Here is a 14,673-nt window from a genome sequence, read left to right on the forward strand (position 1 = left end):
AATGGTTGTAGGAGATTTTCCAGAAGAAAGAGATACAATAGTTATCGGTGCTGGCCCTGGTGGGTATGTAGCTGCAATTCGCGCTGCACAACTTGGACAAAAAGTCACGATTATTGAAAAAGAATATTACGGCGGTGTTTGCCTAAACGTTGGCTGTATTCCTTCAAAAGCACTAATCACTATCGGTCACCGCTTTGAAGAAGCCCGCGATTCTGAGCATATGGGTGTGAAAGCAAAAGAAGTAGATCTTGATTTCACAAAAGCTCAAGAATGGAAAGGCGGCGTTGTTAACAAATTAACAACTGGCGTTAAAGGCCTTCTTAAAAAGAATAAAGTGGAAATGGTGAGTGGGGAAGCGTTCTTTGTAGATGAACATTCACTTCGCGTTATTCATGAAGATTCTGCACAAACTTATACATTTAACAATGTCATTATTGCAACAGGATCTCGTCCAATTGAAATCCCAGGCTTTAAATATGGCAAACGTGTTTTGAATTCAACAGGTGCACTAGCACTTCAAGAAGTTCCTAAAAAGTTAGTCGTAATTGGCGGCGGATATATTGGAACAGAACTAGGTGGAGCTTTTGCCAACCTCGGTACAGAATTGACAATTTTAGAAGGCGGCCCAGAAATCTTGCCGACTTACGAAAAAGATATGGTTTCGCTTGTTAAACGTAGCTTGAAGAAGAAAAACGTTGAAATAGTTACAAAAGCGCTTGCTAAATCGGCTGAAGAAACAGAAGATGGCGTGAAAGTAACTTATGAAGCGAACGGTGAAACGCATACAATTGACGCGGATTATGTGCTTGTAACAGTAGGTCGCCGTCCGAATACAGATGAAATTGGACTTGAACAACTTGGTGTGAAAGTTTCAGAACGCGGTTTAATTGAAGTAGATAAACAAGGCCGTACAAACATTCCAAACGTATTTGCAATCGGTGATATTGTTCCAGGCGTTCCGCTTGCACACAAAGCAAGTTATGAAGCAAAAGTAGCTGCAGAAGCAATCGCTGGTGAAAAAGCTGAAAACGATTATACAGTACTTCCTGCTGTCGTATTTAGTGATCCAGAACTTGCGTCTGTAGGTATGACAGAAAAAGAAGCGAAAGAAAAAGGCATTGATGTGAAAGCGTCGAAATTCCCACTTGGTGGAAATGGACGTGCCTTGTCACTTGATGCACCAGAAGGATTTGTTCGTCTTGTTACACGTAAAGAAGATGGACTTGTTCTTGGTGCCCAAGTAGCCGGAATCAACGCATCTGATATTATTTCTGAAATTGGGCTTGCCATTGAAACAGGCGTTACAGCAGAAGACATTGCACTTACGATCCATGCGCATCCTTCTCTTGGCGAACTAACAATGGAAGCAGCTGAGTTAGCCCTTGGCCGTCCAATCCATATTTAAAGTCAATCCGCTGTTTACATGTTTGTAAACAGCGGATTTTTTTGCTAGAATGAAAGGGCAGATAAGGAGAAGTATTTATTTCATAAAATCCAATAAGAATCCAGGTGTTAAAAAATGGAGAGACAAATTCATATGCCGCGTTTTTTGTTTATCATCTTGATGATCTTAGCAGGCGGTTTATTCGTGCTCACACTGATCAATTTTGGCGTCGGTTTTATTCATGAAATGCATTCAACAGATGGTTGGCGAGCAGTTGTTCGGATCATCCTCACACCATTCACAAATCCAGTCATCGCACTACCGATTGCAAGTGTTTTCTTGCGTTACAGTATCGTCTTTATTTTGCAATATCTCATGCCCGTTTTGTTTTTCATCGGTCTCCATTTTGTGAGAATGGATTACATGGAACGACATGCAGAAGCGCACAGCTATTAATAACAAAAGGGACTTCAGTTCGTGAAAAGCTGAAGTTTTTTTGTGCCATGAAGCGCATTTTTTGTAAACAAAATCCGGAACATGCTATTATAGAAATAAGGAATGTAGGCTAGAAACAGCAAGTTTCCCTTAGAAAATTGTGGAAAGCTACTCGTTTTTATAAAGCGCTAGCCATTTTAGAAGTTTTCCGAGAGGAATGAAAAAAATGAATTATAGTTATCCGTTAAATATGGACTGGACAAAAGAAGAAATTGTTACCGTAATTCGCTATTTCGAGTCCATTGAGAAAGCATATGAGTCGGGAATTGATGTACAGGAGTTAAAAAAGCGCTATCGTGAGTATAAACAAGTTGTTCCTTCTATAGGGGAAGAAAAACAACTCGGAAAAGAATTCGAAGCCGCAAGTGGATATTCACCTTATCAAGTTATGAAACTCGTGAAAAACACAACAACAAGTACAATCAAGATGCGACCATAAGAAAAAGAGGAGGAAGTTAGAATGGATATCAGTCAAATCAAAGCAGCAGAAGTCAAACCAGAAGTAGGAATTCACCTTGCAAAAAGTGAAAATGCAAAAGTAAAAGTGATGTCATTTGTCAATTTGCGTTGTCCTTACTGCAAAAAATGGCACGAAGAATCTCGAGACATTTTAACAAAGTTTATCGAAGAAGGAAAAATTGAGCTAGTCATTAAACCTTTTGATAAAGAAAAAGAATCTTTACAACGTGGTAACGTAACGCATCGTTATTTGAACTACGAAGCTCCATTTGAAGCTTGGCTTGCTATGGATAAAATTTTTGAAACACAAGATGAGTGGGGAAATCTGTCGCTTGAAGAAGTGGCGCAATATATGGAAACAAAACTAGACTTAAGAGAGCAAAATAACAAAGAAGCGACAAAAGCGATTATTGAAGAGGCAGGACGTGCAAACGTAACGCTTGTACCAACCGTTGTTGTCGGTGAACATATTTTTGATGAACACATCACACCAGATGAACTAACAGCACTGCTTAATGAAGAATTTGGTAAATAAAAAAAGCTGTGTGCGCGTAAAAATCGTGCATACAGCTTTTTTTATTTGGCTTTTAAAAGAACTTACGACGCCAAAAAACGAAGGCAAGGGTGCCAGCAATTCCAAAAGAAATCCCAAGTGTTAACACCCAAGCAAGCGGCATATGCATAAACGGTAAATCAACATTCATCCCATAAAAGCTAAATACCATCGTTGGAATCGTTAAAATAATAGTAAAAGAAGTTAAGAATTTCATAACAATATTCATGTTGTTAGAAATAATTGACGCATAGGCATCCATCATTCCACTTAAAATGTTGGAATGAACCTCCGCCATTTCGATACCCTGACGATTCTCAATGATCACATCTTCAAGCAAATCTTGGTCTTCCTCATACATTTTAACAATGTTTTGGCGCATCATTTTATCAAGCACAAGCTTATTTGATTTTAGAGCGGTGACAAAGTAAACCAAACTTTTTTCAATCCCCATGAGATCATAAAGTTGCTTGTTTTTCATAGATTCATGCAATTCTTTTTCAATATCATCAGTTTGACGGTTCAAACGCTTCAAGTGACGTAAGAATTGAGTGGAAATCAAGTAAAGAATCTGCAAAGCAAAACGTGTTTTCATATGTGTATAAAAGCCTTTGATTCTTCGTTTTACAAAAGATTGAATGATGGAACTATCAATCGTACAAATCGTAATAAAATAATCTTTTGTCAAAATAATGCCCATTGGAACCGTTTCAAAAGAAGCGTAATGGATATCATCTTCATCTGCAACAGGGAAGTCACAGATGATTAAAACAGAATCTGTATCATCATCTCGTTCGATACGAGCGCTCTCATCTTTATCGAGAGAGTCTTCCAAGAATTCGAGTGGGATTTGATATTCTTCTGCGATTTGGTTAATTTCTTCTGATGTTGGGGCCACAATATTTACCCAAGCATTGCGTTCAGGCATTTCTAGTTCTTCTAGTTTTCCATCCGCATTTGATTTAAAAATTTGGTGCATCGCTAAAACCTCCTCAATCTTTTCATTTAAGCAGGTACATCGCACCTCGGAAGTAATCTAAGGCAAAATGAACCGGCTTCTTTAAACTTCGATGCGGATCAGGATCACTAGATTTTTGGTTCATTTTTTTCATTAGATTATTCACTCCCTTTCGTATTCAACTCTACCATTATAACGGCTTTAGAGCCATTTGTACATGGTTATTTTATGGCAAGCCGATAGAGAGGGATCAGTTTATCGAAAACCGTTTCAACTTCCAGTAAAAAACTGTCGAGCGATTGCAAAATCGGATCATTTTCCTGGTAAACTTTACCAACAAGAAATTCTCCTTTTTTAACGTCACGAAACCGAACAAGTGTCTCTTCTAATGAATTTTTTTGAAGGGGAAAATAATCTGGAACGGTATGGTCTTTTGAAAGGCTGAAATTATTTGTGGATAGCTCTTTAAACAATTTTTCTTGCTTTAAAAAGCGTTCAGCAATTTTTTGTCGTTCTTTGTTTTCATAAATAAAAGCGAGCCACACAAAAACATGATCATCAAATAGCCCCACCTGGAAATGTGGGTGCTTTTTGTAACCGCGCTTATCATTTGCAATAGCTAGCCATGTACTTTCCGGTGGGTTTACGGAACGACGAGCGTGCTTTGCGATATGTAGAAACATCTCGTTTCCAAGTTCTAAGCTTAAAAACGAAGTTAACGTTTCCCCTAGCTGTTGGAACTTTGGTTGGATTTTGGTTTGGATAGCTTCCATTCTTGCATCGAGTCCAGGTTGTTTCATTGCTTTAAAATCCTTTTTTGAAAAAGCTTCAGTCATTTTTTGATTCCTCCTAGTTTGAAGTCATGCTTATTTTTCATTATATAAAAGATCAACTAGCATAGCAAAACAACTGGCTTTCTTCACAAGCAAAGTTTAATTGTGCTAAAATAAAGATAACAAATTGAAGGAGCGGATCATGTGGATAAGCAAGAAGTGATACAACAAGCCAAGCGAATGATGGATGAATTTCTTATAGAAGCAAAGCAGTATATTGAAACTTCTTTTGAAAAAGAATTGCGAATTGAAACAAAGTCTAATCGCAATGATTTGGTGACAGAGGTTGACCAATATATTGAAGCTCTTTTTACACGCTATTTAAAACAATTTTTTCCAACACACAAAGTTTTTGGAGAGGAAAATGCAGAGCATAAAATAGAATCGCTTGATGGGGCTGTTTGGATTATCGACCCGATTGATGGTACGCTTAATTTTGTCGAACAAAAGCGTGATTTTGCGATTTCTGTTGCGCTATATCTGGATGGTATTGGTGAATTTGGAGTTGTTTACGATGTTGCAAAAGACGATTTATATAGGGGAGAAAAAGGAAGAGGAGCGACGCTAAATGGACAACCAATCCAAAAGGTGAGCCAAAAGCGCGGAGTAGAAAATAGCCTTCTCATTGCCAATTTAAGCGCGGTGAAGCTCTATCCAAAATTAAAAGAGGCCATCCGAGTTTCTCGCGGCTTACGTCTTTACGGGGCTGCATCACTTGAATTCATGGTAGTTGCAACTGGTCGCGCCGGGGCATATCTTGCGGCGAATCTTGCGCCATGGGACGTAGCGGCTTCCAAAATTATTGCCGAAGAGCTTGGCTGCATCGTTTCAAGGCTTTCCGGTGAAAAAATTGATATGCTTCACAAGGGAACTTCAATCGTTGCGCTACCAAAAGTTTATCAAGAACTTCGAGATTCTTATTTGCGGAAATGAAAAAAATTGCTTTTCTAAAAACAAATGTGTGTTTTCTTTCATAAAGTTGTGTTATAATAGGTGAGTTGAATTTAACGGATCGATCGGCTGCAAGAGGAAAATAATCATTATTTTCCTCTTTATTTAGGCTAGAATGCAGTTTTGGTCTTGATATATAGAAGTTTTAGGATCAGCTTTTCGTTTGAAAACGACTGAAAGCCTATTTTTAGGAGGAAATTAGAAAGTGAAATTAAGAGAAGATATTCGTAATATTGCAATCATCGCGCACGTTGACCATGGGAAAACAACGCTTGTGGATGAACTTTTGAAACAATCTGGAACATTTCGCTCGAATGAACATGTGGATGAGCGTGCGATGGATAGTAATGACCTTGAAAGAGAACGTGGTATTACTATTTTAGCGAAAAATACAGCGATTGATTATGAGGGCGTTCGTGTCAATATCATGGATACGCCTGGACACGCCGACTTTGGTGGAGAAGTAGAACGGATCATGAAAATGGTTGATGGTGTTTTACTCGTTGTAGATGCCTATGAAGGAACCATGCCACAAACGCGTTTTGTATTAAAAAAAGCGCTCGAACAAAATTTAACACCGATTGTAGTCGTAAACAAAATTGACCGTGATTTTGCTCGTCCAGAAGAAGTAGTGGATGAGGTTTTAGAACTGTTTATTGAACTTGGAGCAAATGATGATCAGCTTGAATTCCCAGTTATTTATGCTTCTGCGATTAATGGAACGTCAAGCATGGATTCTGATCCAGCAAATCAAGAAGCTACAATGAAGCCTTTACTAGATACGATCATTGATCATATCCCAGCACCTGTTGACAATAGTGATGAGCCATTACAATTCCAAGTGTCTCTTCTTGACTATAATGACTATGTGGGTCGTATTGGGATTGGACGTATTTTCCGTGGAACGATGCACGTGGGTCAAACAGTTGCACTTATGAAACTAGATGGATCTGTAAAGCAATTCCGAGTGACGAAAATGTTTGGTTTCTTCGGCTTGAAACGGGTTGAAATTGAAGAAGCAAAAGCAGGAGATTTGGTTGCTCTTTCGGGAATGGAAGACATCTTTGTTGGAGAAACAGTAACACCATTCGATCATCAAGATAAGCTTCCAGTACTTCGAATTGATGAACCAACGTTACAAATGACATTTGTAACGAACAATAGTCCTTTTGCTGGTCGTGAAGGAAAACATGTTACGAGTCGTAAAATTGAAGAACGCTTGATGGCTGAACTACAAACAGACGTATCACTTCGCGTTGAGCCAACGAGTTCACCAGATGCTTGGACTGTTTCGGGACGTGGAGAGCTCCATTTGTCTATTTTAATTGAAACGATGCGTCGTGAAGGCTATGAACTACAGGTGTCGAAACCAGAAGTAATTATTCGTGAAATTGACGGAGTGAAATCAGAACCCGTTGAGGATGTACAAATTGATACGCCTGAAGAATTTATGGGGGCTGTTATTGAATCCATTAGTCAACGTAAAGGCGAAATGCAAAATATGATTAATGATGGTAATGGCCAAGTTCGGCTTCAATTTAAAGTTCCTGCACGTGGTCTGATCGGTTATACGACAGATTTCTTATCCATGACACGTGGATATGGTATTATTAACCATACTTTCCTTGATTATGAACCAATGCAAACAGGCCGTGTTGGTGGACGTCGTAACGGGGCACTTGTTTCGATGGAAACAGGGAAAACAACCACTTATGGAATTATGCAAGTCGAGGATCGTGGAACGATTTTCGTAGAACCAGGGACGGAAATCTATGAAGGTATGATCGTTGGAGAAAATAGCCGTGAAAATGATATTGCAGTGAATATCACAAAAGCAAAACAAATGACCAATGTTCGTTCGGCAACGAAAGACCAAACGAATGTGATCAAGCGTCCGCGTCACTTATCTCTTGAAGAATCGCTTGAGTTCTTGAATGACGATGAATATTGTGAAATAACACCTGAAAACGTTCGTTTACGTAAAAAGATTTTGAATAAAAATGAACGTGAAAAAGCAGCTAAACGTAAGAAAAGCGCGGAATAATGATGGATAAAAGGCGATACAGCTTGAAAGCCGTATCGCCTTTATTTGTAACAAATTCTAGTTTTTGATATATTAATGTATAATAAAACAAACTGATAAAAGATAACTAAGAGAAGTAAATCCCCACTGGCTTGTTTTTTAAAAGAAATGTTTGTAACATAATTGTAATGTTGGGGGATTTCTGTTATAGTAAAAGTATCAGGAAGGAGTGTATACGATGAAAAAGTGGTTGAGTGCCATTATGATTTTGATGGTTGCCTTTTTTGTTGTAGCTTGTGGTTCCGATAAATCTGCCGACAAAGAGAAAAACAATGAGGAAAAACAGGAACAAAAAGCTGAGAAAAAGAATAAAAAGACAAAGGAAAAAAGTGATGAGGAACAGTCAAATACAGCTAAATCAGACGAAGGAAAAACTAGTGATTCATCAGCTAAAAGTAGTGATGCAACAGCGAAAAATGACACAGATAAATCTAAAGAATCGACCAATACAAACGAATCTAAGAGTGGGAGCAAACCTGCAGCAAAACCAACAATTGCTGCTCCTAGAATTTCAAAAAGTGCCTTTAGTGTTTCAAATGTAGAGCCTGTCACAGGAGGTAAGGTGACAACGGTTTATGGCAGCTACACACCGACATTTATCAAAGATTTTGGCTCGCTTACGATTCGTGTTAATCAATATAAGGTAGAAAAGGTAGAAAATCCGACAAAAGAAATCAGTCAGTATTCACCTGAAAGCTCGATCCAAAAAGGCGGTTATGTCATTACGCTTGATTTCTCGATTTTTAACCAAACTAACCAGAATTTAACATATAAGCCTGAACAAATTAGTTTAGCTGGAAATTCTTCGGTCACTGGAGGAAGTTTAGATAATTTTGTACCTGCAAAATACAAAATTAAGGGAAGCGCAAGTGATCCTTATGTCTTTTCGCCAGGAAAAACGGCAGAAGGTTTCGTGACTTATATTTTAGACGAAGCCAAATTTGAAGACTTGAAATCGAATCCTCGTCTGGCAGTTCCAAATCCAAGTAAAATGGATAATAAAGCTGTAAAAGGCGACGATGAAATTGCAACATTTAAAGTTCAATAATAAAAAGCTTGAAACGAAAGAAAGTAATAGGGAAATTCTTTTCCTTATCACTAGCTCCTTTGTTTCAAGCTTTTTTTATTCCGCGTTTTCTTTTTCTCTAGCCTCAACTTCACGTTTAAGTTGGCTAAAAGGTTTTGTAAATGATTTATTGAATCGGAATTTTCCAGAATTGATACGCTCCATAGTTTTTATGGCGATACGATGATCACACTCTGGACATAAATATAACCGAATAGGTTTATTTCTTAATCGCTTTGTTTTAAAATCGCGATCGTCCAGTTCATCAACAGTTCCACATAAAATACAAGTTGCTTTCATTCTTATCACCTCGATGACTTTATTATACCATGTTTTGAAAAAGGGGGGAAAGGATGAATTTATAAATAGAAAGCATTTGCAGACTGTTTTTTTTATGCTATACTTTTAGATAGAGAAAAAGTAGATTAAGCGTTTATCGCGTACGACAGGGGGTCATCTGTGATGGATCAAACGAATCATCGAAATCAGGCTGTGGAGTTACTAAAAGAAGACGCCAAGCGGATATTACAACTGATTAAAGTTCAGATGGATAACTTAACATTGCCGCAGTGCCCAGCGTATGAAGAAGTGTTAGATACGCAAATGTACGGTTTGTCACGGGAAATTAATTTTGCCATTCGTTTAGGATTGCTCGAAGCAGAAGAAGGCAAGAAACTTTTAGCAACGCTTGAAAAAGAGTTATCAACTTTACATGAACTCTCGATGAATAAACATTAACCAAAAAAGGGTCTGCGTTTTTTGCGGACGCTTTTTTATTATCAAAATACTTTATTTAGAGGCGATTGCTTTTCATAAGACGTTTTTTTCATTATAATGAAAAAAATAGGCTTTGCAGGAACAGCTAGGATTGGAAGAGGGATATGTTAAAAAGAATCTTAAAGTCATATGACTATTCACTAATTGTTGTCTATATTTTACTTTGTTTGTTCGGCCTTGTCATGGTGTATAGTGCAAGTTGGTCACTTGCTTATCGTCATGAATTGCCGGCTGATTTTTATTATGTGCGTCAAGTGAAAAATTTGAGTATCAGTTTGATTTTCTTTATTGGATTTGCTCTTTTTCCGTATCATGTTTTTCAAAAAAATAAGTTTTTGATCCCTATGATGTTTGGATCGGTCCTTCTTTTGCTAATGATCTTTTTTGTAGGGCATGCTGCGAACAACGCTCAAAGTTGGTTTCGCTTAGGAGCGGCTTCTCTTCAACCAGGGGAATTTGTGAAAATCTCGGTAATTATTTATTTGGCCGCTATCTACGCTAAAAAGCAAAGTTACATAGATGATTTTAACAAAGGGGTATTACCACCTGTGTTTTTCCTAGCGTTTGTTTGCTTTTTAATAGCGATACAGCCCGATCTTGGTACAGCAATGATCATTTTCCTTACAGGTTGTTGCATTATTTTGTGTTCGGGAATGCGGCTTAAAAGCATGCTGAAATTAATTGGACTTGGTGTTGGTATTTTAGTCGTATTAACGATCATTGTCTTACTTTTACCAGATCACATCCAGTCACAAATTATTTCGCCGACACGGCTTGGTCGTTTTACTGGTTTTATGAATCCGTTTCGCGACCAGGGGACAACGGGGCATCAACTTGTGAACTCTTACTACGCGATAGGTTCTGGTGGCTTTTTCGGTCAGGGACTGGGACAAAGTGTTCAAAAGCTTGGCTATTTACCAGAAGCTCATACTGATTTTATCATTGCGGTAATTGCTGAAGAGCTAGGTGTTTTTGGCGTTTTATTTGTGCTTCTTGGTTTGTTCTTCATTATCTTTAAAACAATTGTCACAGGACTGCGCACAGATAATCCATTTGGCGCGTTAATTTGCTACGGAACAGCTGGTTTGATCGGAATCCAAGCCTTTATCAATTTAGGCGGAGCTTCTGGAACGATACCTATTACGGGGGTTACCCTTCCATTTATCAGTTATGGGGGATCATCTCTCATGGTGCTTTCGATTTTGATGGGAATTGTACTTAATGTAGGGATGCTTTCCAACTATAAACGGAAATATAGCAAGCAGAAATAGCCTAAGAAAACACTTTTTAGTGAAAAGTGTTTTCTTTTTTACGAATATTTAATGGGTATATAGGTTGAAATGTATGTGTTTTTTGAAAGAGATTTTCTAATGTTAGAAGAAAACAATTTACTTTTAGTACCTTTTAATACTATAATTAGGAGTATATCTTGCATCCTATTGCTGGCGTTTTTCGAGAGAACGAAATAAGCAGAAGATACGCAAAATTAAAAAAGCAAAGCCCCGAAAACTCTTTCGGGTGTTGTGGCTTATACGCTTAAAAAGGCGGAGTGTTGGTTAGGAGGAAAAGTATGAATCAAATTAAAAAAGTGCTTGTTGCAAACCGTGGTGAGATTGCCATCCGGGTCTTGCGTGCTTGCACTGAACTCAAAATCAAGACAGTAGCAATTTACTCACAAGAAGATACTGCAGCTTTCCACAGATATAAAGCGGATGAAGCTTATTTAGTCGGGGAAGGGAAAAAACCGATTGATGCTTATTTGGATATTGAAAACATTATAGAGATTGCCAAAGAAGCTTCTGTTGATGCTATTCATCCTGGATATGGTTTTCTTTCGGAGAATATTGAATTTGCAAAACGATGCGAAGAAGAAGGCATCATTTTTGTTGGACCAAAATCGAAACACTTAGATATGTTTGGTGATAAAATTAAAGCTAAAGAACAAGCGCTTTTAGCGGGTATTCCGGTTATTCCAGGTAGCGATGGCCCTGTTTCTGGTATTGAAGAAGTCATTCAATTTGGGAAAAAGAATGGCTATCCACTAATGATTAAAGCCTCACTTGGCGGCGGCGGACGCGGAATGCGTGTTGTTGAAGCAGAAGAAAATGTCGAAGAAGCCTTTAATCGAGCGTCTTCTGAAGCGAAAGCCGCTTTTGGAAATGATGAAGTGTATGTGGAAAAATGTGTGATGAATCCGAAGCATATTGAAGTGCAAATTTTAGGGGATTCACATGGCAACATTGTTCACTTGTTTGAACGGGATTGCTCGGTTCAACGTCGTCATCAAAAAGTAGTGGAAGTTGCCCCGTGTAACGCCATTACATCTGAACTTCGTGGCAGAATTTGTGATGCAGCTGTTAAATTGATGAAAAATGTTTCTTACTTGAATGCTGGAACAGTCGAATTCTTAGTTGAAGGAGAAGATTTTTATTTCATCGAAGTAAACCCACGTGTTCAAGTGGAGCATACGATTACAGAAATGATTACAGGAATCGATATTGTGCAAAGTCAGCTTTATATTGCAGATGGCTATTCCATGCATGATCAACTTGTTGCGATTCCAAAACAAGAAGAAATTAGGATTAATGGTTCTGCGATTCAGTGCCGGATTACAACGGAAGATCCGCTTAATAATTTCATGCCGGATACAGGTAGAATTAATACTTACCGTTCAACAGGTGGATTTGGTGTGCGGCTTGACGCTGGGAATGGCTTCCAAGGAACAGTTGTAACGCCATTTTATGATTCGCTACTCGTAAAACTTTCCACATGGGGAATGACTTTTGAACAATCTGTTCGTAAAATGGTTCGGAATCTGATTGAATTTCGGATTCGTGGCGTGAAAACGAACGTACCATTCCTATTAAATGTAGTACGTCACCCTGATTTTATTAGCGGAAACTATAATACATCCTTTATTGATTCGACACCGGAACTTTTCAAATTCCCACATGTACGTGACCGTGGAACGAAAACGTTGCGTTATATCAGTAACGTGACTGTAAATGGCTTCCCGGGCATTAAGCAAGAAGAAAAACCTGTTTCTGGCGAACCACGTGTGCCAAAAATTCCTTATAACGAACCGATTCCAGATGGAACGAAACAAATTTTGGATGCAAGAGGCCCCGCTGGCGTGGTCGATTGGGTCAAACAGCAAAATGAAGTGTTACTGACAGATACGACGCTTCGGGATGCGCATCAGTCCTTACTTGCAACGCGCGTGCGTTCCAAAGATATTTTCCGAATTGCTGATGCAATGGCGCATCTTCTTCCCAATATGTTTTCGTTTGAAATGTGGGGTGGGGCTACTTTTGATGTGGCTTATCGTTTCTTAAATGAAGATCCATGGGTTCGACTTGAAACACTTCGGAAGCAAATCCCAAATGTGATGTTCCAGATGCTTCTTCGCGGAGCAAATGCGGTTGGCTATAAAAACTATCCGGATAATGTGATTCGCGAATTTGTGAAGCTTTCAGCGGATTCTGGGATTGATGTGTTCCGGGTGTTTGACAGCTTAAACTGGATTAAAGGCATGGAAGTTTCGATTGAAGCTGTTCGCGATTCTGGTAAGATGGTAGAAGCTGCCATTTGCTACACTGGGGATATTGACGACGAAACTCGGACAAAATATACAATTGATTATTATAAAGATATGGCGAAAGAACTGGTGGCGCAAGGGACACATATTCTAGGCATTAAAGATATGGCAGGCCTACTGAAACCACAAGCAGCTTATCGTTTGATTAATGAACTGAAAGATACGGTAGATGTGCCTATTCATTTGCATACCCATGATACGAGCGGAAACGGCATTTATACGTATGCCGCTGCTGTTAGTGCGGGTGTAGATATTGTAGATGTGGCATCCAGTGCTATGAGTGGAGCAACGAGTCAGCCAAGTATGACGGGGCTTTACTATGGTCTTGAAAATGGAAAACGCCAAACGAATTTAGATGCGCATAACTCACAGATCATCAACCATTACTGGGAAGATGTTCGGAAGTACTATAAAGACTTTGATAATGCGCTCAACTCACCGCAAACAGAAGTTTATATCCATGAAATGCCAGGCGGACAGTATACGAACTTGCAACAACAAGCCAAAGCAGTTGGTCTTGGTGACCGCTGGGATGAAGTCAAACAAATGTATACGACGGTTAACCAAATGTTTGGAGATATTGTCAAAGTAACACCTTCTTCAAAAGTAGTAGGTGACATGGCACTCTTCATGGTCCAAAATGATTTGACGGAAGACTTGATTTATGAAAAAGGCGAGTCACTTGATTTCCCTGATTCTGTTATCGAGTTCTTCAAAGGCGAAATCGGGCAGCCATATGGCGGATTCCCTGAGAAGCTACAAAAAATTATTTTAAAAGGACAAAAACCGCTAAGCGATCGTCCAGGAGCTAGCATGGATCCTGTTGATTTTGTGGCAGTAAAGGAAGAACTACAAGAGAAGATTGGCTATGAACCTTCCGAGAAAGACGTTCTTGCGTACATTCTTTATCCAAAAGTATTCCTTGACTATCAGGAAATGATTAATAAATACGGTGATGTGACGGTGCTTGATACGCCAACGTTCTACAAAGGAATGCGACTTGGAGAAACGATTCAAGTGGAGCTTGAAAAAGGAAAGATTTTACTGATCAAGCTGAATTCTATCGGAGAACCTATCGCAGATGGAACGCGTGTGATTTACTTTGAATTAAATGGACAGCCACGTGAAATTAATATCCAAGACTTTAACGTTCAATCAACGGTGATTGCAAGACGTAAGATTGACTCAACAAACCCAGAACACGTGGGCGCAACACTTACTGGATCTGTTATCCAAGTAGTGGCGAAGAAAGGTCAACGTGTGAAAAAAGGCGATTCCCTTCTAATTACAGAAGCGATGAAAATGGAAACAACGATTCAAGCGCCGTTTGATGGGGAAGTGAACACGATTTACGTTTCGGATGGAGATACGATTGAATCAGGCGATCTACTGATGGAAGTTAGCCGGATTTAAGCGAATAACACAGGCAGGTGCGGGGATTCCTCGCGCCTGTTTTTTTGAATGAAAGTTTGGAATAACGCTTTACAAAATCATGTTTTTAGGGTAACTTTACATA

At 38.9% G+C, this 14,673-nt stretch carries 13 protein-coding genes; 10 read left to right on the forward strand and 3 right to left on the reverse strand.

Annotated features, from left to right (window positions below; translation table 11 throughout):
* The first annotated feature begins 1 nt into the window (after nucleotide 1).
* The 4 genes from lpdA (at nucleotide 2) to UR08_RS03105 (ending at nucleotide 2,873) form a co-directional block, all read left to right on the forward strand.
* Nucleotides 2-1,405, forward strand: coding sequence for a dihydrolipoyl dehydrogenase (lpdA, locus tag UR08_RS03090; RefSeq protein WP_115752192.1), 1,404 nt, complete (start codon nucleotides 2-4; stop codon nucleotides 1,403-1,405).
* Nucleotides 1,406-1,519: 114 nt separating this feature from the next.
* Entirely contained in the window at nucleotides 1,520-1,840 is a 321-nt protein-coding gene (locus UR08_RS03095) for a hypothetical protein (protein ID WP_115752193.1), read from the forward strand.
* Nucleotides 1,841-2,045: 205 nt separating this feature from the next.
* Entirely contained in the window at nucleotides 2,046-2,318 is a 273-nt protein-coding gene (locus UR08_RS03100; protein ID WP_115752194.1) for a UPF0223 family protein, read from the forward strand.
* Between the two features lie 21 nt (nucleotides 2,319-2,339).
* The gene (locus UR08_RS03105; RefSeq protein ID WP_115752195.1) at nucleotides 2,340-2,873 is read left to right on the forward strand and encodes a DsbA family protein; all 534 of its coding nucleotides are present in this window, start codon (nucleotides 2,340-2,342) and stop codon (nucleotides 2,871-2,873) included.
* Nucleotides 2,874-2,925: 52 nt separating this feature from the next.
* On the opposite strand, the gene UR08_RS03110 is transcribed toward UR08_RS03105, so the two are convergent.
* Together UR08_RS03110 and UR08_RS03115 are read right to left on the reverse strand one after the other, a co-directional pair.
* Nucleotides 2,926-3,870, reverse strand: a complete 945-nt coding sequence (locus UR08_RS03110; protein ID WP_115752196.1) for a magnesium transporter CorA family protein — start codon at nucleotides 3,868-3,870, stop codon at nucleotides 2,926-2,928.
* A 200-nt stretch (nucleotides 3,871-4,070) separates the two neighbouring features.
* A complete protein-coding gene (locus UR08_RS03115) occupies nucleotides 4,071-4,685 on the reverse strand; it encodes a YktB family protein (RefSeq protein ID WP_115752197.1) in 615 nt (204 codons plus the stop codon).
* Nucleotides 4,686-4,862: 177 nt separating this feature from the next.
* On the opposite strand from UR08_RS03115, the gene UR08_RS03120 reads away from it, so the two are divergent.
* The 3 genes from UR08_RS03120 (at nucleotide 4,863) to UR08_RS03130 (ending at nucleotide 8,764) form a co-directional block, all read left to right on the forward strand.
* Nucleotides 4,863-5,615 carry an inositol monophosphatase family protein gene (locus tag UR08_RS03120; RefSeq protein WP_115752703.1) on the forward strand — a complete coding sequence of 251 codons (753 nt, stop codon included), beginning with the start codon at nucleotides 4,863-4,865 and terminating at the stop codon, nucleotides 5,613-5,615.
* A gap of 223 nt (nucleotides 5,616-5,838) precedes the next feature.
* The gene (gene typA, locus UR08_RS03125; protein WP_115752198.1) at nucleotides 5,839-7,677 is read left to right on the forward strand and encodes a translational GTPase TypA; all 1,839 of its coding nucleotides are present in this window, start codon (nucleotides 5,839-5,841) and stop codon (nucleotides 7,675-7,677) included.
* A 217-nt stretch (nucleotides 7,678-7,894) separates the two neighbouring features.
* The gene (locus UR08_RS03130; protein ID WP_115752199.1) at nucleotides 7,895-8,764 is read left to right on the forward strand and encodes a DUF5068 domain-containing protein; all 870 of its coding nucleotides are present in this window, start codon (nucleotides 7,895-7,897) and stop codon (nucleotides 8,762-8,764) included.
* Between the two features lie 75 nt (nucleotides 8,765-8,839).
* Here UR08_RS03130 and UR08_RS03135 read toward each other — a convergent pair whose 3' ends face one another.
* Entirely contained in the window at nucleotides 8,840-9,082 is a 243-nt protein-coding gene (locus tag UR08_RS03135; protein ID WP_115752200.1) for a YlaI family protein, read from the reverse strand.
* A 162-nt stretch (nucleotides 9,083-9,244) separates the two neighbouring features.
* Between UR08_RS03135 and UR08_RS03140 the strand changes: the two genes are divergently transcribed.
* The 3 genes from UR08_RS03140 to pyc all read left to right on the forward strand — a co-directional run bounded on the left by UR08_RS03140 (nucleotide 9,245) and on the right by pyc (nucleotide 14,570).
* Nucleotides 9,245-9,520: an Fpa/YlaN family protein gene (locus UR08_RS03140; RefSeq protein ID WP_115752201.1), complete on the forward strand. Its 276-nt coding sequence runs from the start codon at nucleotides 9,245-9,247 to the stop codon at nucleotides 9,518-9,520.
* A 143-nt stretch (nucleotides 9,521-9,663) separates the two neighbouring features.
* Nucleotides 9,664-10,830, forward strand: a complete 1,167-nt coding sequence (locus tag UR08_RS03145; RefSeq protein ID WP_115752202.1) for an FtsW/RodA/SpoVE family cell cycle protein — start codon at nucleotides 9,664-9,666, stop codon at nucleotides 10,828-10,830.
* A gap of 299 nt (nucleotides 10,831-11,129) precedes the next feature.
* Entirely contained in the window at nucleotides 11,130-14,570 is a 3,441-nt protein-coding gene (pyc, locus tag UR08_RS03150) for a pyruvate carboxylase (protein ID WP_115752203.1), read from the forward strand.
* The last annotated feature ends 103 nt before the right edge of the window (nucleotides 14,571-14,673 follow it).

The sequence above is a fragment of the Listeria kieliensis genome (assembly GCF_003369925.1).
Lineage (GTDB): Bacteria > Bacillota > Bacilli > Lactobacillales > Listeriaceae > Listeria > Listeria kieliensis_A.